Origin of the sequence: Sphingobium algorifonticola (assembly GCF_004005485.1) — a bacterium.
GTDB classification, from domain to species: domain Bacteria; phylum Pseudomonadota; class Alphaproteobacteria; order Sphingomonadales; family Sphingomonadaceae; genus Sphingobium; species Sphingobium algorifonticola.
Genome location: NZ_RZUL01000003.1, coordinates 530,710 through 551,674, shown reverse-complemented (window position 1 = coordinate 551,674; position 20,965 = coordinate 530,710). Strand labels below are relative to the sequence as shown.

At 63.9% G+C, this 20,965-nt stretch carries 15 protein-coding genes; 10 read left to right on the top strand and 5 right to left on the bottom strand.

Annotated features, from left to right (window positions below):
* Window positions 1-270: 270 nt before the first annotated feature.
* The 5 genes from secY to ENE74_RS11665 all read left to right on the top strand — a co-directional run bounded on the left by secY (window position 271) and on the right by ENE74_RS11665 (window position 4,785).
* Window positions 271-1,635 carry a preprotein translocase subunit SecY gene (gene secY, locus ENE74_RS11685; RefSeq protein ID WP_127691088.1) on the top strand — a complete coding sequence of 455 codons (1,365 nt, stop codon included), beginning with the start codon at window positions 271-273 and terminating at the stop codon, window positions 1,633-1,635.
* Window positions 1,636-1,683: 48 nt separating this feature from the next.
* A complete protein-coding gene (locus ENE74_RS11680) occupies window positions 1,684-2,334 on the top strand; it encodes an adenylate kinase (protein ID WP_127691087.1) in 651 nt (216 codons plus the stop codon).
* Window positions 2,335-2,514: 180 nt separating this feature from the next.
* Window positions 2,515-3,870, top strand: coding sequence for an NADP-specific glutamate dehydrogenase (gene gdhA / locus ENE74_RS11675; RefSeq protein WP_127691086.1), 1,356 nt, complete (start codon window positions 2,515-2,517; stop codon window positions 3,868-3,870).
* A gap of 33 nt (window positions 3,871-3,903) precedes the next feature.
* Window positions 3,904-4,536 (top strand): YoaK family protein, encoded by a 633-nt coding sequence (locus tag ENE74_RS11670; protein ID WP_127691085.1) that lies wholly within the window; start codon window positions 3,904-3,906, stop codon window positions 4,534-4,536.
* A gap of 63 nt (window positions 4,537-4,599) precedes the next feature.
* Window positions 4,600-4,785 carry a hypothetical protein gene (locus tag ENE74_RS11665; RefSeq protein ID WP_127691084.1) on the top strand — a complete coding sequence of 62 codons (186 nt, stop codon included), beginning with the start codon at window positions 4,600-4,602 and terminating at the stop codon, window positions 4,783-4,785.
* Between the two features lie 6 nt (window positions 4,786-4,791).
* Here the strand turns inward: ENE74_RS11665 and ENE74_RS11660 are convergent, their stop codons facing one another.
* The 3 genes from ENE74_RS11660 to gyrA all read right to left on the bottom strand — a co-directional run bounded on the left by ENE74_RS11660 (window position 4,792) and on the right by gyrA (window position 9,736).
* Window positions 4,792-5,469 carry a class I SAM-dependent methyltransferase gene (locus tag ENE74_RS11660; protein ID WP_127691083.1) on the bottom strand — a complete coding sequence of 226 codons (678 nt, stop codon included), beginning with the start codon at window positions 5,467-5,469 and terminating at the stop codon, window positions 4,792-4,794.
* Between the two features lie 2 nt (window positions 5,470-5,471).
* On the bottom strand, window positions 5,472-6,674 hold the full coding sequence (locus ENE74_RS11655) for a BtaA family protein (protein ID WP_241241972.1): 1,203 nt from the start codon (window positions 6,672-6,674) through the stop codon (window positions 5,472-5,474).
* A gap of 344 nt (window positions 6,675-7,018) precedes the next feature.
* Complete coding sequence (gene gyrA, locus ENE74_RS11650; protein ID WP_127691081.1) at window positions 7,019-9,736, bottom strand: DNA gyrase subunit A; 2,718 nt, start codon at window positions 9,734-9,736, stop codon at window positions 7,019-7,021.
* 302 nt (window positions 9,737-10,038) lie between these two features.
* Here gyrA and ENE74_RS11645 point away from each other — a divergent pair, with 302 nt between their 5' ends.
* Together ENE74_RS11645 and ENE74_RS11640 are read left to right on the top strand one after the other, a co-directional pair.
* Entirely contained in the window at window positions 10,039-11,352 is a 1,314-nt protein-coding gene (locus ENE74_RS11645) for a hypothetical protein (RefSeq protein ID WP_127691080.1), read from the top strand.
* Window positions 11,353-11,507: 155 nt separating this feature from the next.
* Window positions 11,508-12,803 (top strand): hypothetical protein, encoded by a 1,296-nt coding sequence (locus tag ENE74_RS11640; RefSeq protein ID WP_127691202.1) that lies wholly within the window; start codon window positions 11,508-11,510, stop codon window positions 12,801-12,803.
* Window positions 12,804-12,870: 67 nt separating this feature from the next.
* On the opposite strand, the gene ENE74_RS11635 is transcribed toward ENE74_RS11640, so the two are convergent.
* The gene (locus ENE74_RS11635; protein WP_127691079.1) at window positions 12,871-14,598 is read right to left on the bottom strand and encodes an acyl-CoA dehydrogenase; all 1,728 of its coding nucleotides are present in this window, start codon (window positions 14,596-14,598) and stop codon (window positions 12,871-12,873) included.
* A 181-nt stretch (window positions 14,599-14,779) separates the two neighbouring features.
* On the opposite strand from ENE74_RS11635, the gene ENE74_RS11630 reads away from it, so the two are divergent.
* From ENE74_RS11630 to ENE74_RS11620, 3 genes are all read left to right on the top strand, one after another.
* Window positions 14,780-15,271: a MarR family winged helix-turn-helix transcriptional regulator gene (locus ENE74_RS11630; protein WP_127691078.1), complete on the top strand. Its 492-nt coding sequence runs from the start codon at window positions 14,780-14,782 to the stop codon at window positions 15,269-15,271.
* Entirely contained in the window at window positions 15,268-16,320 is a 1,053-nt protein-coding gene (locus tag ENE74_RS11625; RefSeq protein WP_127691077.1) for a bile acid:sodium symporter family protein, read from the top strand. Before ENE74_RS11630 ends, ENE74_RS11625 begins: the two co-directional genes overlap by 4 nt.
* A 73-nt stretch (window positions 16,321-16,393) precedes the next feature.
* Entirely contained in the window at window positions 16,394-17,386 is a 993-nt protein-coding gene (locus tag ENE74_RS11620) for a hypothetical protein (protein ID WP_127691076.1), read from the top strand.
* Between the two features lie 82 nt (window positions 17,387-17,468).
* On the opposite strand, the gene mfd is transcribed toward ENE74_RS11620, so the two are convergent.
* Window positions 17,469-20,930, bottom strand: coding sequence for a transcription-repair coupling factor (mfd, locus tag ENE74_RS11615; RefSeq protein ID WP_127691075.1), 3,462 nt, complete (start codon window positions 20,928-20,930; stop codon window positions 17,469-17,471).
* Window positions 20,931-20,965 lie beyond the last annotated feature (35 nt).

Sequence of the window (20,965 nt, the reverse complement as noted above, 5' to 3'; positions counted from 1 at the left end):
CCCTGCCAAGGGTTGAACGCATGACCCCGCTGCCCGATAATGGGTTGGCGGGGTTATGTGTTTTCTGCTTCGTCATCCTGACGAAAGTCAGGATCCATTTTCTCTTCCTTTGCGCACCTGCGCTGGCTTAGAGCTGATGGATTCTGAAACAAGTTCAGCATGACGGTTAGCTATGATGGATGACAGGACCGCACTCCGCCGCTAAGGGATTTGCGAGTCCGGTGCCTTCTTCAAGGCCCGTTGCACAAGATTTGAAGGTTTGAAAAGCGCATGGCATCGAAAGCCGACCAGCTTGCATCCAATATCAGCTTCGCGAAGTTCAGCCAGGCGACGGACCTGAAGAAGCGCCTGTGGTTTACCGTAGGCGCCCTGATCGTGTTCCGCTTCCTCAGCTTCGTTCCGCTGCCGGGTGTCGACCCCACCGTGCTGGCATCGCTGTATGACCAGACACGCGGCGGCGTGCTCGACATTTTCAATACATTTTCGGGCGGCAGCCTGGAGCGCATGAGCCTTATCGCGCTCGGCGTCATGCCTTACATCACCGCGTCGATCGTGGTGCAGCTATCCGCTTCGCTCTCGCCGCAGCTTGCCGCGATCAAGAAGGAAGGCGAAAGCGGGCGCAAGAAGCTGAACCAGTATACGCGCTACGGCACTGTCGGGCTGACGGCGGTGCAGGGCTATTTCATTGCCGTCGGGCTGGAAAGCTTTGGCGCGCAGGCAGGCCAGCAGGCCGTGGTCGATCCCGGCATGCTGTTTCGCGTGGCTGCCGTCATCTCGCTGATCGGGGGCACGATGTTCCTGATGTGGCTGGGCGAGCAGATCACCAGCCGCGGCATCGGCAATGGCACGTCGCTCATCATTATGGCGGGCATCGTGGCGCAGCTTCCGGTGACGCTGACGAACCTGTTTGCGTCGGGTCGCGAAGGCTCGATTTCCGGCCTGCTCATCATGGGCATCATCATCCTGTGTCTGGGCCTGATTGCCTTCATCTGCTTCATGGAGCGGGCGCAGCGCCGGGTGCTGATCCAGTATCCCAAGCGGCAGACGCGACAGGGCATCATGCAGGCGGATCGCAGCCATCTGCCGCTGAAGGTGAACACAGCGGGCGTGATCCCGCCGATCTTCGCCTCATCGCTGCTGCTGATGCCGCTCACCATATCGCAGTTCGCGGGTCAGACCGTGGCGGGCGAAAGCCGCATGGGCGATTTCGTGCTGACACTGAACCAGTATCTGGCGCATGGCAGCCCGGTCTACATGGCGCTCTATGGCCTTGGCATCATATTCTTCTCGTTCTTCTACACCGCGGTGGTGTTCAATCCCGAGGAAACCGCCGACAACCTCAAGCGCAACGGCGGCTTCATTCCGGGCATCCGGCCGGGCAAGAACACCGAAGTCTATCTCGATTATGTGCTGACGCGCATTACGGTGATCGGCGCGGCCTATCTGGCGCTCATCTGCCTTATCCCGGAATATCTGATCGCATCGGCCGGCATCCCCTTCTATCTGGGCGGGACTAGCCTTCTGATCGTCGTCAACGTAACGGTGGACACGGTAACGCAGATTCAAAGCCATCTGCTGGCGCATCAATATGGCGACCTTATCAAGAAGGCGAAGCTGAAAGGGCGCATCCGCTAACACAGGCGGAGCATAATCGCGCCAGAAAACAGGGGGAGACGCGCGCGCATGAACATCATATTGCTTGGCCCGCCGGGTGCCGGCAAGGGTACTCAGGCCAGCCTGCTGGTCGATCAGCGCGGCATGATCCAGCTTTCGACCGGCGACATGCTGCGCGCCGCCGTGAAGGCGGGCACCCCGACCGGCATCAAGGCGAAGGCCGTGATGGATGCCGGGCAGCTTGTGTCCGACGACATCGTATCGGGCATCATCGGCGAGGCGCTTGATGCTCTGTCTGCGGAAACCGGCGTGATCTTCGACGGCTATCCGCGCACGGCGGCGCAGGCGGACGCGCTCGATGCTATTCTCGCCGATCGAGGCCGGACGCTGCACCATGTCATCGAACTGGAAGTCGATGAGGATGCGCTCGTCACGCGTATCACCGGTCGCTTCACCTGCGGCACATGCGGCGCGGGCTATCACGACAGCTTCAAGTTGCCAAAGGTGGATGGCGTTTGCGACAAATGCGGGGGCACCGATTTCAAACGGCGGCCGGACGACAATGAGGAAACCGTCCGCACGCGCATGGCGGAATATCGTGCCAAGACGGCACCGATCCTGCCCATCTACGAAGCGCGCGGGATCGTCAGCCGCGTCGATGGCATGGCGGACATGGCGCATGTTTCGGCGGCAATCGCCAGGGTGCTGGACGTGGAATAAGTCTCTTACCCCCTCTCCCCTTCAGGGGAGAGGGAGAGATAGCGCCGATCGAAGCTGCTTCCGATTTCAAAACTCCGTGCCTCTCGCCCGTTTGCTGATACAATCGCGCAACTATGATGGCCCGACTCGGATCGGGCCGCAGGGGCCGCATCTGGTATCACCGACCCGGGGGAGAGCAAGATGGCCGTTTCCGATCACGTTGACCTGCCGACTTTCATCGCAGGCGTACGCAAACGCAATCCTGGCCAGGACGAGTTCGTCCAGGCCGTGCAGGAAGTTGCAGAGGATATTTACGACTTCATCGCCGACAAGGAGCAATATCATCATTATCAGATATTGCGCCGGATCGCCGAACCGGACCGGATCGTGTCGTTCCGCGTCTGCTGGGAGGATGACCAGCACAATATCCGCGTCAACCGGGGCTGGCGCGTACAGAACAACAACGCCATCGGCCCGTACAAGGGCGGTATCCGCTTTCACCCCTCCGTTACCGAAAGCGTGCTGAAGTTCCTCGCGTTCGAGCAGACGTTCAAGAATGCGCTGACCGGCCTGCCGATGGGCGGCGGCAAGGGCGGCGCAAACTTCAACCCCAAGGGCAAGAGCGACCATGAAGTCATGCGCTTCTGCCAGAGCTTCATGACCGAGCTTTATCGCCATGTCGGTGCGGACGTGGACGTGCCCGCCGGTGACATCGGCGTCGGCGCGCGCGAGATCGGCTATATGTTCGGCCAGTACAAGCGCATCACCAACCAGTTCACCGGCGTGTTGACGGGCAAGGGTCTGGAATATGGCGGGTCGCTGATCCGCACCGAAGCGACCGGATATGGCGCGGTTTATTTCCTTGCCAACATGCTCAAGACCAAGGGCGAGGATCTGACCGGCAAGAGTGCGGTCATTTCCGGTTCCGGCAATGTCGCGACGCATGCGGCCGAGAAGATCGTGCAACTGGGCGGGAAGGTGCTCACCTTGTCCGATAGCCAGGGGTTCATCCACGATCCCGACGGCATCACGCAGGACAAGATCAACTGGGTGAAGGCGCACAAGACCAAGCGGCGCGGGCGGATTGCCGATTACGCGGCCGAGTTCAAGGGCGCCACGTTCGTGGAGGGCAAGACGCCCTGGGGCGTGCCGTGCGACGTCGCGCTCCCCTGCGCCACGCAGAACGAGCTGCTGGGCGATGACGCGCGGATGCTGGTGAAGAATGGCTGCCAGGCGGTGGCCGAAGGCGCGAACATGCCCACCAATCTGGAAGGCGTGCATGTGTTCAAGGATGCAAAGATCCTGTTCGCGCCGGGCAAGGCCGCCAACGCCGGTGGCGTCGCGGTATCAGGCCTGGAAATGAGCCAGAACAGCGAGCGCCGGTCCTGGAAGGAAGCCGAATTGCAGCAATTGCTGCTCGATATCATGGAAGGCATCCACAGCAGTTGCGTCGCCTATGGTGATCAGGGCGGCGGCTATATCGACTATGTGAAGGGCGCCAATATCGCCGGGTTCAAGAAAGTGGCCGACGCCATGCTGGCTTATGGGGTGGTTTAGAAGACGTGATGTCATGGTCTTCATGACAGGCGCATGATCCGGCAGACGCCACGGGTTCGCCTGTTCGCTATCGCGCTATCGGCATTGGCAGGTTATGTCGACGCGGTCGGCTTTATGGCGTTGGGCGGCTTCTTCGTTTCCTTCATGAGTGGCAACACCACCCGCATGGCCGTGGGTCTCATCGATCACACAGATGCCGCCCTGCGCGCAGCATCTCTGATTGTGCTGTTCGTGGGGGGCGTGATTATGGGGTCGCTGGTCGGGCGGATTGCCCGTCGCCGCCGGGCAAGCGTCTTGCTGTTGGTGGCGACATTGCTGGCGACAGCGGCGCTGGGCGGTTCGTTGGGCTGGCCCTTAGCCGCCGCTGCGGGCATGGCGCTGGCGATGGGCGCAGAAAATGCCGTATTCGCTCGCGATGGCGACGTACAGATCGGCCTTACCTACATGACTGGCACATTGGTGAAAATGGGGCAGCACATGGCCAGTGCGATGATGGGTGAGGCCCGCTGGGATTGGTGCCCCTTTGCGTTGCTCTGGCTCGGCCTTGCGACCGGTGCAATGTTCGGTGCCATGGCACATACGGCGTTTGGTCTCGGCGCTCTCTGGGTCGCCGCGACCTTCGCACTGTTGGCGGCGGTGTTTTCATCTCGATTCGAGCCGACGTGATGCGGCGCTGGCCTATTCCTTTTTCCGCGCTATTCTGCATGGGAAACCACAAGGAGGATGCCAATGATCGTGACGTTCATCGGGGCCGATCGTGCCGAAACCGCCGTCAATGCCGCTCAGGTGACGTTCGTTTCGTCAGTCACGGACGGAACCCGTATCCGCTTCGGCGAAAATCGCAGCGTGACCGTAACCGAGCCGATCGCGCAGGTGGTGGAAATGCTCAACCAGGGGCTACGGCCGCATGAATAAGCGTCGTTAAGGCCCAACCGGCCTTTTAAGAACCGCGCGCCAGGCATAGCCGCGATAAAGCGGTGTGAAGGCGAGTGTGAGGCCGTGCCGCGCGGCAATATCTTCCAGCACCGGCTGCATGTCGCCGCGCGGGGCGACGTCGAAGCGCGCAAGCCAGGCGAACAGGAGCTTGCGGAACACGGGCGGCAATCGTTCCTGCTGACCGAAATCGACGATATGCAACGACCCGCCAGCAGCCAGCGCACGCACCGCTTCGTCCACGGCCAGTTCCCAGCCGGGGATCATCGACAGCGTATAGGACATGACGATCCGGTCAAACCGGTCGTGCCCCCAAAGCCGCCGTGCGGCAAAATCCGTCGCGTCGCCATGGCGCAGGGCAATGCGATCGGCAAGGCCATGGCGGGCAACCGACGCGCGGGCAGTGTCAAGCATCGCCGGGCTGATGTCGAAGCCGAAACAATGCGCCTGCGGCCAATGCCGCGCCACTGCGATAAGATTGCGGCCCGTGCCGCAGCCGACTTCGAGCACCGACATGCCCGGCGCGGCATCCAGTGTGCGGATCAGCCGATCACGGCCGAGAAGATAATATTTGCGCGTGATGTCATAGATATGCCGCTGATACCGGTAGATCGCGTCCATCTGTTCCGCGTGGTCAGGCACGATGCCCCGCGCGCGATCGAGCATCTTCAATCCTTCAGCACGTAAAGATGGAAGCCGCCATAGATCGCCGACCGATCCTGCCGCGTGCCTTCGTCCGAGCGCGTGGCCTCATAATGCCAGCGGTCGAGAAGCGTATCGGGAAGGCGGCCGGGCAGCAGGCTGGGGCGCGCGGCCGTGCGGAAAATGACGCGGGAGCCGGGCCGGGCGGTGCGGGTGATCTCTGTCCAGAGATCGGTGAGTTGCGCGTCGGTCATCCAGTCCTGCGCGTCGAGCAGGACGTAGCGATCCAGCGCACCGTCCGGCAGCGACCGCAGATGATCGGTGAAATTGCGGTGCAGGATCTGCGCGCGCGCCACGCCCTCGCGCACCGCCGCATGCTTGTCCGCCTGGAGATAGGGGGGGAGCGACCCCATCGGCGCATCGTCATTGGCGGCATCGCCATAGCTGCGGCCGAAGGCCTGCCATGCGAAATAATTCTGGCGAATGTCAAAATCGCACGCCAGCTTTTCGAGGCGCTGGCGTAGCACGGCGTTCATGCTCTGCGCGTCGCCCTCGCACAGTGCGTCGAACTGCGCAGGCGGGATGCCGAGGCCGAACAGCGATGCCGGCTGTTGCGTCAGCCAGCGAATGAACTTCTTGTCGAAAATCGGCGCCATGCGCGTTTCGAAGATTTCCCGCTGTTCCTCGAGCGAGTTCGCGGCGAGGATTTCGCGCGGGTTGATGCGGTAGAGCTTCGCGATGAGATGCGCGCCGCCGATGAACTGACCGAGCAGGCCGTTGGTGTAGAAATTGCGCGCGAAGGCACTGATCCGGCGACGCCCGGAAAGCCCGCGCCCTTCCCAGTAGCGGCGCGTCACTTCGTCCAGATGGGGCGCCACATAAGTGCGGTAGGCGGCGATGTTTTCCTTGCGACCCGCCTGCGCGAAAAAGCGGTGGAAGGCGGCATGGTCCGGCAAGTGGCGCGCCGCAGCCAGTTTGAGCCGACCAAGGGCGACATGGGCGGTGTTCAGATCGACCGCGGTAATGCTGTTGGGCCGCGCCGTGAGATAGGACAGCATGTTGCAGCCGCCACTGGCGATGGTGATGATATCGCTGCCGGGCCCGATTTCCAGCGCGTCCATGTCGACCAGCGGATCTTCCCATATCTGCGCATAGACCAGCCCGCGAAACGCAAAGGCGAAGGCCCGTTCCAGCAGGCCCTTGGGCGTAAGCTGCCCGTGCTGCACCATCGCGGCGCCGACGGCACGGCCCGATGCCGCGCCATGGCGGACCGGATCGACTGTGGCGGCGGCATTGGCAGCGGGTTCGGGCAGGGCGGCGGGGGTCGAAAGGGCCATGTGGTCAGGTTCCCGGTTCGGCTGAGCGATTGGGTCTGATAGGCGCGATGCATGACGGTGCGATGACCCGGCGGTTACGCTTTTGCGTCAGCGTTCTTGACCGTTGGCCCTCGTCGACCGATGAAATGCTGGTAGCCGGCAGAAGCCAAGGTCCAGGGCCGCGCGGTATGGCAATTGCGTCCCTGGACCCCTGCTTGCGCAGGGGCACGGAAATAGCGACGCCCTTGTACTGCCCCTTATTCAATGGGCGGCAGTGCCTCGCTCTCGACCACGCCATCCTCCTCGTCATTGTCCTCGATCCGTGCGGCGCTGACGACATGCTCGTTGTCGGCGACGTGGAAGAGGCGGACGCCGGCGGAATTGCGGCCGATGACGCGCATCGACGACAGGCCCATGCGGATCAGTTTCGCCTGATCGGTGACGAGCATCAGATGATCGCCGTGCACCACCGGGAAGCTGGCCACCACCGGACCGTTGCGGGCGATATTGTCGATATTGGTGATGCCCTGTCCGCCGCGATTGGTGCGGCGATATTCGTAGGCGGATGACAGCTTGCCATAGCCGTTCGCGCAGACCGTCAGGATGAACTGTTCCTTTGCCTGCAATTCGGCAAAGCGATCGGCATGCATATTGGGCGCGCCTTCCTTTTCGGCTTTCCAGGGGGCGAAGCGCAGATAGTCGTCGCGTTCCTCCTGATCGGCGATGCCCGCGCGATGCAACACGGACAGCGAGATCACCTCGTCGCCCGTCGCCAGCCGGATGCCGCGCACGCCGGTGGAATTGCGGCTCTGGAACTCGCGCACATCCTCGCCGGGGAAGCGAATCGCCTTGCCCTGCCGCGTGGCGAGCAGAATGTCGTCGCCTTCCGCCATCAGGACCACGCCGATCAGCCGGTCGTCCGCATCCTCGCCTTCGAACTTCATCGCGATCTTGCCATTGCCCGGCACGTTGGTGAAGGCATCCATGCTGTTGCGGCGCACCGATCCCTTCGCGGTCGCGAACATGACGTGCAGCTTGCCCCACTCCGCCTCATCCTCCGGCAGCGGGAGGACCGTCGATATCGTCTCCCCCGTTGCAAGTGGCAGCAGGTTGACCATCGGCCGCCCGCGCGTGGCCGGACCGCCTTCGGGCAGGCGCCACACTTTCATGCGATACACCTTGCCCAGCGTGGAGAAGAACAGCACCGGCGTATGCGTGGAGGTGACGAACAGGTTCGTCACTGCATCCTCGTCCTTCGTCGCCATGCCGCTGCGGCCCTTGCCGCCGCGACCCTGCGCACGGAAGGTTTCCAGCGGGGTGCGCTTGATATAGCCCTGATGCGTGACGGTGACGACCATCTCCTCGCGCTCGATCAGGTCCTCATCGTCGATGCCGTCGGCGGCCGCGGTGATCGTGGTGCGGCGCGGCGTTGCAAACTCGTCGCGCACATGCACCAGCTCCTCGCGCATCACGGCATAGAGCTTCGCCCGATCGTCCAGAATGGACAGATATTCCGCGATGGCGGTGGCAAGACCGGCCAGCTCGTTGCCGATCTCGTCCCGGCCCAGCGCCGTCAGACGATGCAGGCGCAGGTCGAGAATGGCGCGAACCTGAAGCTCTGAAAGGCGATAGACGTCGCCGCTGATCTCGGTCTCGATCGCCTCCACCAGGCGGATATAGGGCGCGACCTGCTCTGCGGGCCATTCGCGCGCCAGCAGCTTTTCGCGCGCTTCGGCGGGGCTGGAAGAGCCGCGGATGATGCGCACGACTTCATCGAGATTGGTGACCGCGACGACCAGACCCAGCAACAGATGTGCCCGTTCGCGCGCCTTGTTCAGCTCGAACTTGGTGCGACGGGTGATGACTTCCTCACGGAAGCCGACGAACGCGCTGATGATATCCAGCAGGTTCAGCGTTTCCGGCCGGCCGCCGCGAATCGCCAGCATGTTCGCCGGGAAGCTCGCCTGCGCAGGCGTGTGCCGCCACAGCTGATTGAGCACTACTTCGGGTGTCGCGTCGCGCTTCAGGTCGATGACGATACGGACGCCAAGGCGGCTCGATTCGTCGCGAATGTCGCTGACGCCTTCGATCCGCTTGTCCTTGGCGGCTTCGGCGATCTTTTCGACCAGATTGTTCTTGCCGGTCTGGTAGGGGATTTCAGTGAGCACGATCGACCGCCGGTCTCCGCGCCCTTCCTCCACCACATGGCGAGAGCGCATGATGATCGAGCCACGCCCTTCATGATAGGCGCGCCGCGCCCCCGACTGACCGAGAATGAGCGCACCGGTGGGGAAATCCGGGCCGGGGATGATCTCTATGAGATCGTCGATCGTCACGCCCGGATGGCCTTCGGTCATCGCCGCATCGATATAGGCGAGGCAAGCGTTGATGACTTCGCCCAGATTGTGCGGCGGAATGTTGGTCGCCATGCCGACCGCGATGCCGCCCGCGCCGTTGACCAGCAGATTGGGGAAACGCGCCGGCAGCACCTGCGGCTCGCTTTCCGAAGCGTCGTAGTTCGGCGTGAAGTCGACCGTATCCTTGTCGAGATCGTCGAGCAGGCTGTTGGCAACCTTGGCAAGGCGCGCTTCGGTGTAGCGCATGGCGGCCGGCATGTCGGGGTCCATCGACCCGAAATTGCCCTGACCGTCGATCAGCGGAACCCGCATCGACCAGTCCTGCGCCAGACGGGCGAGGGCCATGTAGATCGCGCTGTCACCATGCGGGTGATATTTACCCATCACGTCGCCGACGATGCGGCTGCATTTGCGATACGGGCGCCCGGCCACATAGCCCGCTTCATGGGCGGCGTAGAGGATACGGCGATGCACCGGCTTCAGGCCGTCGCGCACGTCCGGCAGCGCGCGGCTGACGATCACGGACATGGCATAGTCGAGATAGCTCGTCTTCATCTCGTCGACGATGCTGATCGGGCTGATGTCCGAAGGGTCGGCGAGGAGGGTCTCGTCGGTCAATGCTGTTCTCTTTTTCGGGTGATGGTTACATTTCTGTGTCGGTTGAGACCCTAGCCCAGCGGGAGCCCGCTGTCACCCCTCGCGCAGGCGTGCGCGCGCGCGTTTTGCAATCATCCGGGGATCGCGGGCATATGGGTCATGACAGAGCCGTTTTCGCCTTCTATATCGCTGTTCAACGGCTATTCACTTCGCCTTGCCTAGTCCGACTGTCCCGAAGTCGGGAACAAGGCATGGACGCCGGGGTTGCAGTTCTGTCGGCTGCCGCCTGCTACGATTGCACTTGTTCGAAGGAGAGAGTTTCTATGCGTTCCCTATCCCGTCTGGCCGTTTCGAAGCTGGCCGCTGCCCTGATGCTCGGCACCGCCGCCCTTGCCATGACTGCGACGCCCGCCTTCGCGCAAAGGGACAAGAAGGAAAAGGCACCGGCCGCGCCCAAGCGCGATCTGAGCAAGCCTTTCATCGCCGCCGCACAGCCCGTCGACAAGGCCAATCAGGCGAAGGATTTCGCGGCGATGGTTGCGGCCTTGCCCGCTGCCGAAGCCGCCGCCACGACGCCGGATGACAAGTTCACCGCGGGCAATTTCCGCCTGGGCGCGGGCATCGGCCTCAACGACCAGAAGATGCAGCGCGATGGCTTGAAGGCGATGCTCGCCAGCGGCGCGGCTGCCCAGGAAGACTTGCCGAAGTTCAATTATTTCGCGGGCAAGCTGGCCTATGACGCGAAAGATTATGACGATGCCTTGATCTATCTGCAGAAAGCGGCCGAGCTGGGCTTCGAAGGGTCGTCATCCTATCTGCTGGTGGCCGAAGCGCATTTCCAGAAGGCGATCGCCATGAGTGGCGGCGGCGGGCAGCTCTCGCCTGCGGCCAAGCCGATCGCGCAACAGGGCCTTGCGCCGCTCAAGAAAGCGATCGAGCTGGAGAAGGCGGCGGGGCGCGCCGTTCCCCCGGCTTGGCTCAATCGTGGCTTCTCGATTGCCTATACCTCGGGATCAGCGGAAGCGCCGCAATGGGCCGTGATGCAGGTGGAAACCGACCCAACGGGCAACAACTGGCGGCAGTTGCTGCGTACGTTCCAGGATCGTAACCGGTCGATGAGCGCGGGCGAAAACCTCGACGTGATGCGCCTGATGTACCAGACCGGCGCGTTGCAGAGCGAATATGACTATGCCGAATATGCAGACACGGCATCCAAGCTGGCGCTGTTTGGCGAAGTGAAGTCGGTAATCGACCAGGGCCGCTCGAACGGCAAGCTCGCGCCGGGCAAGCTGAATGATTTCTACACCCAGGCGACGTCCAAGATCGCTTCGGACAAGGCGTCGCTGCCATCAGCGGCGGCTGAGTCCGCAAAGGCTGCGAACGGTCGTACCGCGGCGTTCACGGCAGGCGCCTATCAGGGCTATGGCGACTATGCCAAGGCTGCCGAACTGTACCGGGTGGCGCTTCAAAAGGGGTCGGTCGACGCCAATGAAGTCAACACCCGCCTGGGCATCGCACTGGCGATGGCAGGCGACACCGCCGGTGCCAAGACGGCATTCGAGGCGGTGAGTGCAGGGCCGCGCAAGGAAATTGCAAGCTTCTGGCTGCTGTGGCTGTCGAAAAAGGCGGCTGCCTGACGAGGGTCCGGCGATGGCGTGGCCTTCTCGCACAAGGCCGCGCCATCGCCCTTGCCCAGGATCAAACGCTTGATCGACAAGGCCTTGTGCGTCTGGCGGGCAGCGACTAGCAGGCAGTAACGCGCGCAACATACAGCATGATATCGGGAGCATATATGGGGATCGGTCGCTTTGGACATGCAGGACGGGGTCTTGCTATCGGTGCGGCCCTGCTGGTTGCGGTCACAGCTCTCATACCGGCCCATGGGGCGAAAAAGATCAAGGACAAGGAAACGGATGTAGCCATGGCGGACGGCTTTCGGGTCGCCGCAAGTGCCGCAAAGGCCGCACTGTCCGGCGGCGACATGGCGAGCGCCAACGCCCGCATTGCCGCCCTGCAACCCGCCAATCCGCTGGAAAAATATGTCGCTGCTTCGCTGAAGTTCGACTATGCGATGCGCCGCAACGATCCCCAGGCTATTCGCCGCGCGCTGACCGATATACTGGAAAGCGGCGCGACGCCGGAATCGCAGGTGCCCTATCTGCGGTATCTTGCGGGCTATTATTCCTATTATCTGGGCGAGCAGAATGATGCGATCGCCCAGGTCAATTATGCGCGCCAGATGGGGTACAAGCCGGTCGAGAGCACGGTTCTGCTCGCGGATGCACATATCAAGCGCAAGAAAACGACCGAAGGCCTGGCTTTTCTGGAGGCCGCCGTCGCCGAGCAGCGCGCGAGCGGACAAGCGGTGCCCGAAGCGTGGTTCGACCGTGCGATCGCGCTTGCCTATCAGGGCGGCAAATGGGCCGATGTCGCGAAATGGACGCAGCAGAAGCTCGTCGCCTATCCGAGCGCAGGTAACTGGCGGTCGGGTATCGTCAATTTCCTGGCCGCGCCGGGGCTCGATCCGCAGGCGCAGCTTGATCTGTATCGCCTGCAATCCGCGACGGGCGCGATCGCAAGCGAACGCGATGTGCAGGCCTATGCCACGCTCGCTGCCCGCAGCGGGTTCGAGGCCGAAGCGATGTCGGTTATCGAGGCGGCGCGCGCCAGCGGCAAGCTGACCACGGCCGAGCCGGTCAGTGCCGCGCTGCTCAAATCGATCTCCGTCAAGGCGAAGAAAGACATCGCAGCCTTGCCCGCGCAGGTGAAGAAGGCGGCTGCCGCCAAGGATGGTTCACCGGCTGCAGCTGCGGGCGACGCCTATTTCTCGCTCGGCCAGTATCCGCAGGCCGTGGAGCAATATCGCCTTGCGCTGTCGAAGGGCGGCGTGGATGTCGCGCGGGTCAACAGCCGCATGGGCGTGGCGCTGGCGCGGTCGGGCGACCTGCCCGGTGCGAAAGCGGCGCTGGGTGCCGCGACAGGCAACTGGGCGACGGTCGCCAATTTCTGGGGCGTATGGGTCGATCGTCAGGCACAGCGGACGGCCACGCTTGCAGTACCGCCCGTGCAGGTGCGCCCGACGCTCTGAGGCTTAGCCGACGACAGCCTGGCGACATCGCCCGCCATTCGGGCGGAAGCCACCGTTACGGCATTGGTTACAGGGCCGCGTCGTACAGCAGGTTAGCGCCTGCCATCGCGCTGTCCTTCAAGCCCATGGCTTCGGGCACGATATGGCTGAGATAGAAGGCGGCCGCCGATTGCTTGCCCCGCAGGAAAGCGGGGTCGCCTTCGCCCTGCGCGAGCATTGTTGCCGCGATCCGGCCCTGTCGTTCCATCAGCCAGCCACAGACCGCCGTGGATAGCAGCGTGAGAAACGGATAGCTGCCCGCCAGCCGGTCGTTGACCGACGCCGTTGCAAGCATCCATTGCCCCACCGCGTCCGCCGCATCAATCAGCGCACGCAGGCGGGCATCCTGCGCTTCGGCACGCATGTCGGCGATGAGTGCCGCCAGCCCCGCGCCGCCATCGCCCGACAGCTTGCGACCGACGAGATCGGCCGCCTGAATGCCGTTCGTCCCTTCGTAGATCGGCGTGATCCGCACATCGCGATAGTGGCGGGCGGCGCCGGTTTCCTCGATAAAGCCCATACCGCCGTGAACCTGCACGCCGATGGAGGCGACTTCGCAGCCAATGTCGGTACCATGCGCCTTGGCCAGCGGCGTGAGCAGGTCGAGCCGCACCTTGGCCGCCGCATCGCCCGTCCGCGTGCGATCCACCTGCCCGGCGGCATAATAGACGAGGGCGCGCCCCGCCTGCGTCTGCGCGATCATGCGCAGGAGCATGCGGCGCACATCGGGATGTTCGATAATCGCCACGGGGCTGGCACCGGAGCTGCCGTCGGCGCGCGGCGTCTGGATGCGATCGCGGGCATAGGCCAGCGCCATCTGGGTCGCCGCTTCGGCGATCTGCACGCCCTGGTTGCCCACATTCAGGCGGGCATTGTTCATCATGGTGAACATGGCGCGCATGCCGCCCATTTCCGCGCCGATCAGTTCACCGATGCAATCGTCATTGTCGCCGAACGACAAGACGCAGGTGGGGGAGGCATGCATCCCCAGCTTGTGCTCGATCGAGACGCAGCGCACATCGTTGAACGCGCCGGGATTGCCATTGGCATCCAGCCGGTATTTGGGCACGATGAACAGCGATATGCCCTTGGTCCCGGCCGGTGCGCCGGGCGTACGCGCCAGCACCAGATGCACGATATTGTCCGACAGGTCATGATCGCCGAAGGTGATGTAGATTTTCGTGCCCTTGATCCGGTACGTGCCGTCGCCGACCGGCGTCGCGGTGGTACGCAAGGCGCCGACGTCCGATCCTGCCTGCGGTTCGGTGAGGTTCATGGTGCCGGGCCATTCCCCGGTGATCAGTTTCGGCAGCCAGCGCGCCTGCTGCTGCGGCGAACCATGATGATCGAGCGCCTCGATCGCACCCATCGTCAGCATGTTGACGAGGCTGAACCCGGCATTCGCACTGCCCAGGTCCTCCATCACCACGGTGGTCAGCGCGAACGGCATGCCCTGACCGCCGAACGCCTGCGGCCCGTCGATCGTGCCCCAGCCGTTGGCGACCAGCGCATCATAGGCCGCGCGATACCCCTCCGGCATTCGCACGACACCCTGGTCCCAGCGCGCGCCGACGGTATCGCCGACCTTGGCGATGGGCGCATATTCCGCCTGTGCGAACTGGGCGATGCCCTCCACGATCGCATCGACCATGTCGCCGTCGGTCGCCGCAAAGCGCGGATGCTGCGTCAGCGCGTCGATGTCTACAACGTGTTTGAGGACGAACAGCTGTTCGGTGGTCGGGGCAATATAGGTCATGAACGACGCCTCTCAGATATTTTGCCTCTCCTCAATCACAGCTTTGCGGCAATGACAACGCCCGTGTTGCGGTCACTGGAACACGTCGTGCGGCATGCGGCCGTGTCGTAGCGGCATCGCGAAGGACAAAAATCATGCATGGGCGGGTTGCGGGGATGGTCGCACCTGTTACCACAGAATCATGCCCGCCACGCTTCGCCTTGACGCTTTCATCCCCTATCGACTGTCCTACACATCGAATCTGGTCAGCGATATCGTCGCACGCGCCTATGAGGCGCAGTTCGCCCTCAAGATCCCCGAATGGCGGATGATCGCGGTTACGGCCGAGAACGACGGGATCACGCAACAGGCGATCAGCGAACGGACGCGCATGGACAAGGTGACGGTCAGCCGTGCGGCCATCGCGCTGGTTGACCGGGACCTGCTGGCCCGTGCCCCCAATCCCGCCGACAAGAGATCCCATCTGCTGGTGCTGACGGCGGCGGGGCGGGACCTGTATGCGCAGGTCGCGCCGCGCGCGCTGGCGCTGGAGCAGGGGATGTTCGCACAGTTCGACGCCGCCGAATTGGCGCGCTTCGTGGCGATGCTACGCCGGATCGATGCCGCCGCGCGCGCTATCGAAACAGCCGCCGCGCCGGGCGCATCGGCGACGGATGCAACCGATCCGGCATGAAGACGCTGCGGGCCGTCCTCGATCCGTTCGTGCTGCTCCTGATCGCTATGGTGGTGCTGGCGTCATGGCTGCCGGTTGAGGGTGAGCATGCGCGGATCACCGACAGGCTTGCCGACGCCGGTATCGTGATGCTGTTCTTCCTGCATGGGGCCAGGTTGTCGCGCGCCGCGATCGCCGCGGGCGCCAGCAACTGGCGGCTTCAGGGTGCCGTGCTGCTTGTCACCTTCGGTCTGTTTCCGTTGCTGGGCATCGGCATAGCCACCGCGATGCGCACATTCGGCGCGGATATGGCCGTTGGCGATCCGGTGCTGGCAGGCGGTATGCTGTTTCTGACCCTGCTTCCTTCCACCGTGCAATCGTCGATTGCCTTTACGTCGATTGCCCGCGGCAATCTGGCGGGGGCGGTCTGCGCGGCGTCTTTCTCCAATTTTGCCGGGATCGTCCTGACGCCTTTGCTGGTGGGCCTGACGATGGCTTCGTCCTCCGTGGGGCAGGGGAGCATATGGCATTCGGCCGAAACGATTGCGCTGCAATTGCTGCTGCCCTTCGTCGCCGGACATCTGGCGCGGCCTTTGATCGGCAGTCTTGTAGAGCGGCACAAGCGGTTCGTCGGACGTCTCGACCGCGCGGCGATCCTGCTGATCGTCTATACCGCGTTCAGCGCCGCGGTAGTCGATGGGTTATGGCAACGACTGTCGCTCGTGACCCTGGCCATGCTGAGCCTCATCTGCGCGGGTCTTCTTGCATTGGTGCTTGCCGCAAGCTGGCGCGCGGGGATTGCCCTGGGCTTCTCCCGCGCGGACCGCATCGTCCTGCTGTTCTGCGGGTCGAAGAAAAGCCTGGCGTCCGGTGTGCCGATGGCAGGGGCGCTGTTTCCTGCGGCACAGGTCGGGATGCTCCTGGTGCCGCTCATGCTGTTTCACCAGTTTCAGCTCATCGCCTGTGCGTTGATCGCGCGTCGGCTGGCGGCGCAGGATGGGGCATCGCGCGATCGTCACAAGGATAAACGGCGGATGAACGGGTCTCTCGTCGAAACAACCGACCGCTGAAGTCCAACGCCTTGTCCTGAATTGCTGCGGTGCCGCAAAACTTATGCGCGCAATGCGTCGTTGGTGGGTTGCTATGAGGAAACACATCACCGTTCGCCCCGCGAGGGCCGCGATTGCCGCTGTTCTCGCGCTTGGTTCAACCCCGCTGCTGGCTCAGGTTGCGGCACCGTCCGCGCCCCCGCCTGTCGCCGCGACACAGCCAGCCGCGCCTGCGGTCAATGCGGCACCGCCGCCCGTCGCGAGCACTGCGCCGGATGTCGCCGCACCGATCTTGAAGCCGCAGTCGCCGGTCGTACAGCCGCTGCCGGAAGCGCCGCCGGTCGTGGCGGCGCCAATAGCGGAAGCTGCGCCGCCTGCGCCGGTGCGCCGTGAAATACTGCGCGCAGAACGTGCCGCGCCGACCGACGCCCCTGCCGCTGCCGATGCTGCACCGGTCGCTGCGACTACTGCCGCGCCTGCCGCCGCGACACCCTCGGCCGTATCGACGAGTGCCGTCCCTGCGCCGGTCGAAAGCACCCCGGCAGCTCTTCCGGCCTCGAATGCCGTTCCCGCAGATCCGGCGGACAACAGTGCGCTGGAATGGGGTCTGATGGGTGGCGGCATTGTCCTGCTGGGCGGTGCAGCACTACTGGCAACGATGCGTCGTCGTCGTCTGCGCGCGGATTCCGATCCGGTGATCCACCGTGCGTCGGTGCAGCATGGTGTCCGTGAGGAACCTGTCATCGAAAGCGCCATTACGACGGATCGTGTGCCCTCGCCGGTCGCGGTGGCACCGACGCCGGTCGCTGCACGTCGCAGCACAGCATCCCCGGTTGTCGGCCATCAGCATGCCGATCTGGAAGCAATGGTCGCTGCGGCGCCGACCGCGGACAATCCATTCCGTACGCGGAAGAACCGCCTGCGGCGAGCGCATTTCCTGATGCGCAACGGCGGCATGGCGGTCACGCAGCCGACGACGGTTACGCCGGTCAATGCTGTGCCGCAGACGGTACCGCGGCATGCCCCAGTCTATGATTTCGGCGGCAATATGGGTCAGCGCCGTGGCTGGCGTCCGGCTACGACCTGATCTGCCGAATGAAACCGTAACAGTCAGACGTTGAACAGAAAGGGGTCGGGCGTCCTAGCGTCCGGCCCCTTTCCTGTGCGGGTCAGGCCGCGACTTTCGCCAGGCCCTTGGACAATTGCAATGCCGCGTTGAGCCGCGCCTGCGGATCGGCCCATACGCGGGTGATGACCAGCTTGCTGTCCGGCCGCAGCTTCGCTGTGCCGTCCAGCCGTTGCACATAGACAATGAGGCCCGCGGGATTGGGGAAGCTGTCGCCGAAGAAACTCACCAGCGCGCCTTTGCCGCCCACATCCATCTTGGCGATGTTGGCCTTGAGGCAGTTCTGCTTGATCTCGATGAGCTTGAGCAGATTCTGCGTCGGCGCAGGCAGCTTGCCGAAGCGGTCGATGAGTTCGGCGGCGAAGGATTCGATACCCTGCCGGTCGTCCAGATCGTTGATCCGGCGATACAGACCCATGCGCAGGTCGAGATCCGGCACGTAATCTTCGGGGATCATGATCGGCGCGTCGATCGTGATCTGAGGGGAGAAGGCCTCGCGCGCCCGCTCCGCCACGATACCGCCTGCCTTGGCGTCGAGGATCGCCTCCTCCAGCATCGACTGGTAGAGTTCAAAGCCCACTTCGCGGATGTGGCCTGATTGCTCGTCGCCGACCAGATTGCCTGCGCCGCGAATATCGAGATCGTGACTGGCGAGCTGAAATCCTGCGCCCAGCGTATCGAGGTCGGAGAGCACCTTGAGCCTTTTGTCCGCCGTCTCGGTCACGATCCGGTCGGCGGCCGTCGTCATATAGGCGTAGGCGCGAGTCTTCGAGCGGCCGACGCGCCCGCGCAACTGGTAGAGCTGGGCAAGCCCGAAGCGATCGGCGCGATGGATGATGAGGGTGTTGGCGCTGGGGATATCCAGCCCGCTTTCGACGATGGTGGTGGAGAGCAGCACATCATACCGCTTGTCGTAAAAGGCGGACATGCGCTCCTCGACTTCGCCGGGTGCCATCTGGCCATGGGCGACGACGGCGCGGACCTCCGGCACGTCCTCGCGCAGGAAGGCTTCGATCTCGGTCAGGTCTGCGATGCGGGGCACAACGAAGAAGCTCTGTCCGCCGCGATAATGTTCGCGCAGCAGCGCCTCGCGGATGACCACGGGGTCCCACGGCATGATGTAGGTCCGCACCGCCAGGCGATCGACCGGCGGGGTCTGGATCACCGACAGCTCGCGCAGGCCGGACATTGCCATTTGCAGCGTGCGGGGGATCGGCGTCGCGGTCAGCGTCAGCACATGCACGTCGGTCTTGAGGCTTTTCAGACGTTCCTTGTGGACGACGCCGAACCGCTGTTCTTCATCGACGATGACGAGGCCGAGACGCTTGAACGCTAGACCCTTGGTGAGCAGTGCGTGGGTGCCGATCACGATGTCGAGCGTCCCGTCCGCGAGGCCCGCCTTGGTCGCCTTCGCTTCGGCGGCGGGGACGAGGCGGGAGAGGCGGCCGACGCGCAGCGGAAAGCCGCGGAACCGATCCTCGAAATTGTTGAAATGCTGGCGCGCGAGAAGGGTGGTCGGGCAAATGAGCGCCACCTGCATCCCCGCCATCGCCGCAACGAAGGCGGCGCGCAGCGCGACTTCGGTCTTGCCGAAACCCACGTCGCCGCAGACAAGGCGGTCCATCGGCGATCCGGCGGCAAGGTCCGCCAGCACATCGGCGATGGCGCGTTCCTGATCGTCCGTCTCCTGATAAGGGAAGCGGTCCACGAAGCTTGGATAGCCTGCGCTGTCCGGCTCGGCGATCGGTGCGGGGCGCAGCGCCCTGGCGGCGGCGGTCTTGAGCAGTTCGCCCGCGATCTCGCGGATGCGCTCGCGCATTTTCGCCTTGCGCCGCTGCCATGCCTCGCCCCCAAGCCGGTCGAGCGGGACGCCGTCGGTCTCCGATCCGTAGCGGGAGAGGACATCGAGATTCTCGACCGGGACATAGAGCTTGTCCCCGCCCGCATAGCCCAGGGCCACGCAGTCGTGGGGGGCATTGCCGACCGGGATCGACATGATGCCATCATAGCGCCCGATGCCGTGATCGGCATGGACCACAAGATCGCCGGGTGTCAGCGTCGCCAGTTCGGAGAGGAATGCGTCGGCGCTCTTGCGGCGCTTGGCGCGGCGGACGAGACGATCGCCCAATATGTCCTGCTCGGTCAGCACCGCCACGTCCGGCGCGGCAAAGCCATGGTCGAGCGGCAGGACGATCAGGGATATGGCACCGCTGGCGGAGAGGCCCAGCGCCTCCTGCCAGTTGTCCGCCGCCGCCGTTCGCTTGACGCCGTGATCGGCGAGCAGGCCGGATAGACGTTCGCGTGCGCCGGGCGAATAGCTGGCGATGACGACCTTGCGGCCCTTGCCCAGCTTCGCGATGTGCTTCGCTACCGCTTCGTAGACGTTGACGTTCTGCGCCCGTTCAGGGGCGAAGTCGCGCGGGCCGTCAACGCCGAAGTCCAGCACCGTCGTACGTTGGGGTTCGTGATAGGGGCTGGTGATGTGGATGGCGCGCGCCGCGATCGCGCCATGCCATTCCGCATCGTTCAAATAAAGCTGGGCCGGGTCGAGCGGACGATAGGCGCCGGGATCGGAGGAGCGCGCCTCGATGCGGTTGGCGTGATAGTCGCGGATCGATTCGAGCCGCTGCTCCGCCGCCGCTGTCACGCCATGGTCGCGGATCAGGATCGCGTCGTCGCCCAGATGGTCGGTGAGCGGCACCAGCCGTTCCTCGAACAGCGGCAACCAATGCTCCATTCCCGCCAGCCGCCGCCCGTCGCTGACCGCCTGATACAGCGGATCGCCTGTCGCCGTCGCGCCGAATATCTCGCGATAGCGGCTGCGGAACCGCTTGATCGTCTCGGCATCCAGCAGCACTTCGGAGGCCGGGAGCAAGGTGAAGCTGTCGACCGCGCCTGTCGTCCGCTGATCGCCCGGATCGAAGCGACGGAGCGTCTCGATCTCATCCCCGAAGAAGTCCAGCCGCAGGGGTTGGGCCTCGCCGCCGGGAAACAGATCGACAATGCCGCCGCGGATCGCATATTCGCCCGCATCATGCACCGTATCGGTGCGGACATAGCCGTTCGCCTGGAGCAACTCCGCCAGCTTTGAAATGGCGAGGCGTTCGCCGGGGGCAAGGCGGGCAACAAGCTGGCGGACGCGGAACGGCGTCAGTGTCCGTTGCGTGAGCGCGTTGATCGTGGTGACGACAAGCTGCGCGCTGCCCGGCTTGCGTTGCAGGGCGTGCAGCCCCGCCAGCCGGTCGGATGCCGCGCGCAGCGAAGGCGAGGCGCGATCATAGGGCAGGCAGTCCCATGCCGGGATGCGGATCACCTCCAGATCGGGCGCGAAGAACTGCGCGCTGTCCGCCACGGCTTGCATCAGTTGCTCGTCCGGCGCGATGAACACCGCGCGCGAGGATGCGGCGCGGGCAATGTCCGCCAGCAGCCAGGGCTGGAACCCCGCCGGAACGCCCGACAGCGTGAGAGGCGCTGTGGCGCGCAGGATTGTCTGAAGGTCGGTCACATCATTCCATTATTGTTCGGAAATCCTCCCCTGGA

Excerpts from the sequence above, each read along its gene's own strand:
- secY (WP_127691088.1), top strand. The coding sequence starts at position 271 with ATGGCATCGAAAGCCGACCAGCTTGCATCCAATATCAGCTTCGCGAAG.
- ENE74_RS11680 (WP_127691087.1), top strand. The coding sequence starts at position 1,684 with ATGAACATCATATTGCTTGGCCCGCCGGGTGCCGGCAAGGGTACTCAG.
- gdhA (WP_127691086.1), top strand. The coding sequence starts at position 2,515 with ATGGCCGTTTCCGATCACGTTGACCTGCCGACTTTCATCGCAGGCGTA.
- ENE74_RS11670 (WP_127691085.1), top strand. The coding sequence starts at position 3,904 with ATGATCCGGCAGACGCCACGGGTTCGCCTGTTCGCTATCGCGCTATCG.
- ENE74_RS11665 (WP_127691084.1), top strand. The coding sequence starts at position 4,600 with ATGATCGTGACGTTCATCGGGGCCGATCGTGCCGAAACCGCCGTCAAT.
- ENE74_RS11660 (WP_127691083.1), bottom strand. The coding sequence starts at position 5,469 with ATGCTCGATCGCGCGCGGGGCATCGTGCCTGACCACGCGGAACAGATG.
- ENE74_RS11655 (WP_241241972.1), bottom strand. The coding sequence starts at position 6,674 with ATGGTGCAGCACGGGCAGCTTACGCCCAAGGGCCTGCTGGAACGGGCC.
- ENE74_RS11645 (WP_127691080.1), top strand. The coding sequence starts at position 10,039 with ATGCGTTCCCTATCCCGTCTGGCCGTTTCGAAGCTGGCCGCTGCCCTG.
- ENE74_RS11640 (WP_127691202.1), top strand. The coding sequence starts at position 11,508 with ATGGGGATCGGTCGCTTTGGACATGCAGGACGGGGTCTTGCTATCGGT.
- ENE74_RS11635 (WP_127691079.1), bottom strand. The coding sequence starts at position 14,598 with ATGACCTATATTGCCCCGACCACCGAACAGCTGTTCGTCCTCAAACAC.
- ENE74_RS11630 (WP_127691078.1), top strand. The coding sequence starts at position 14,780 with ATGCCCGCCACGCTTCGCCTTGACGCTTTCATCCCCTATCGACTGTCC.
- ENE74_RS11625 (WP_127691077.1), top strand. The coding sequence starts at position 15,268 with ATGAAGACGCTGCGGGCCGTCCTCGATCCGTTCGTGCTGCTCCTGATC.
- ENE74_RS11620 (WP_127691076.1), top strand. The coding sequence starts at position 16,394 with ATGAGGAAACACATCACCGTTCGCCCCGCGAGGGCCGCGATTGCCGCT.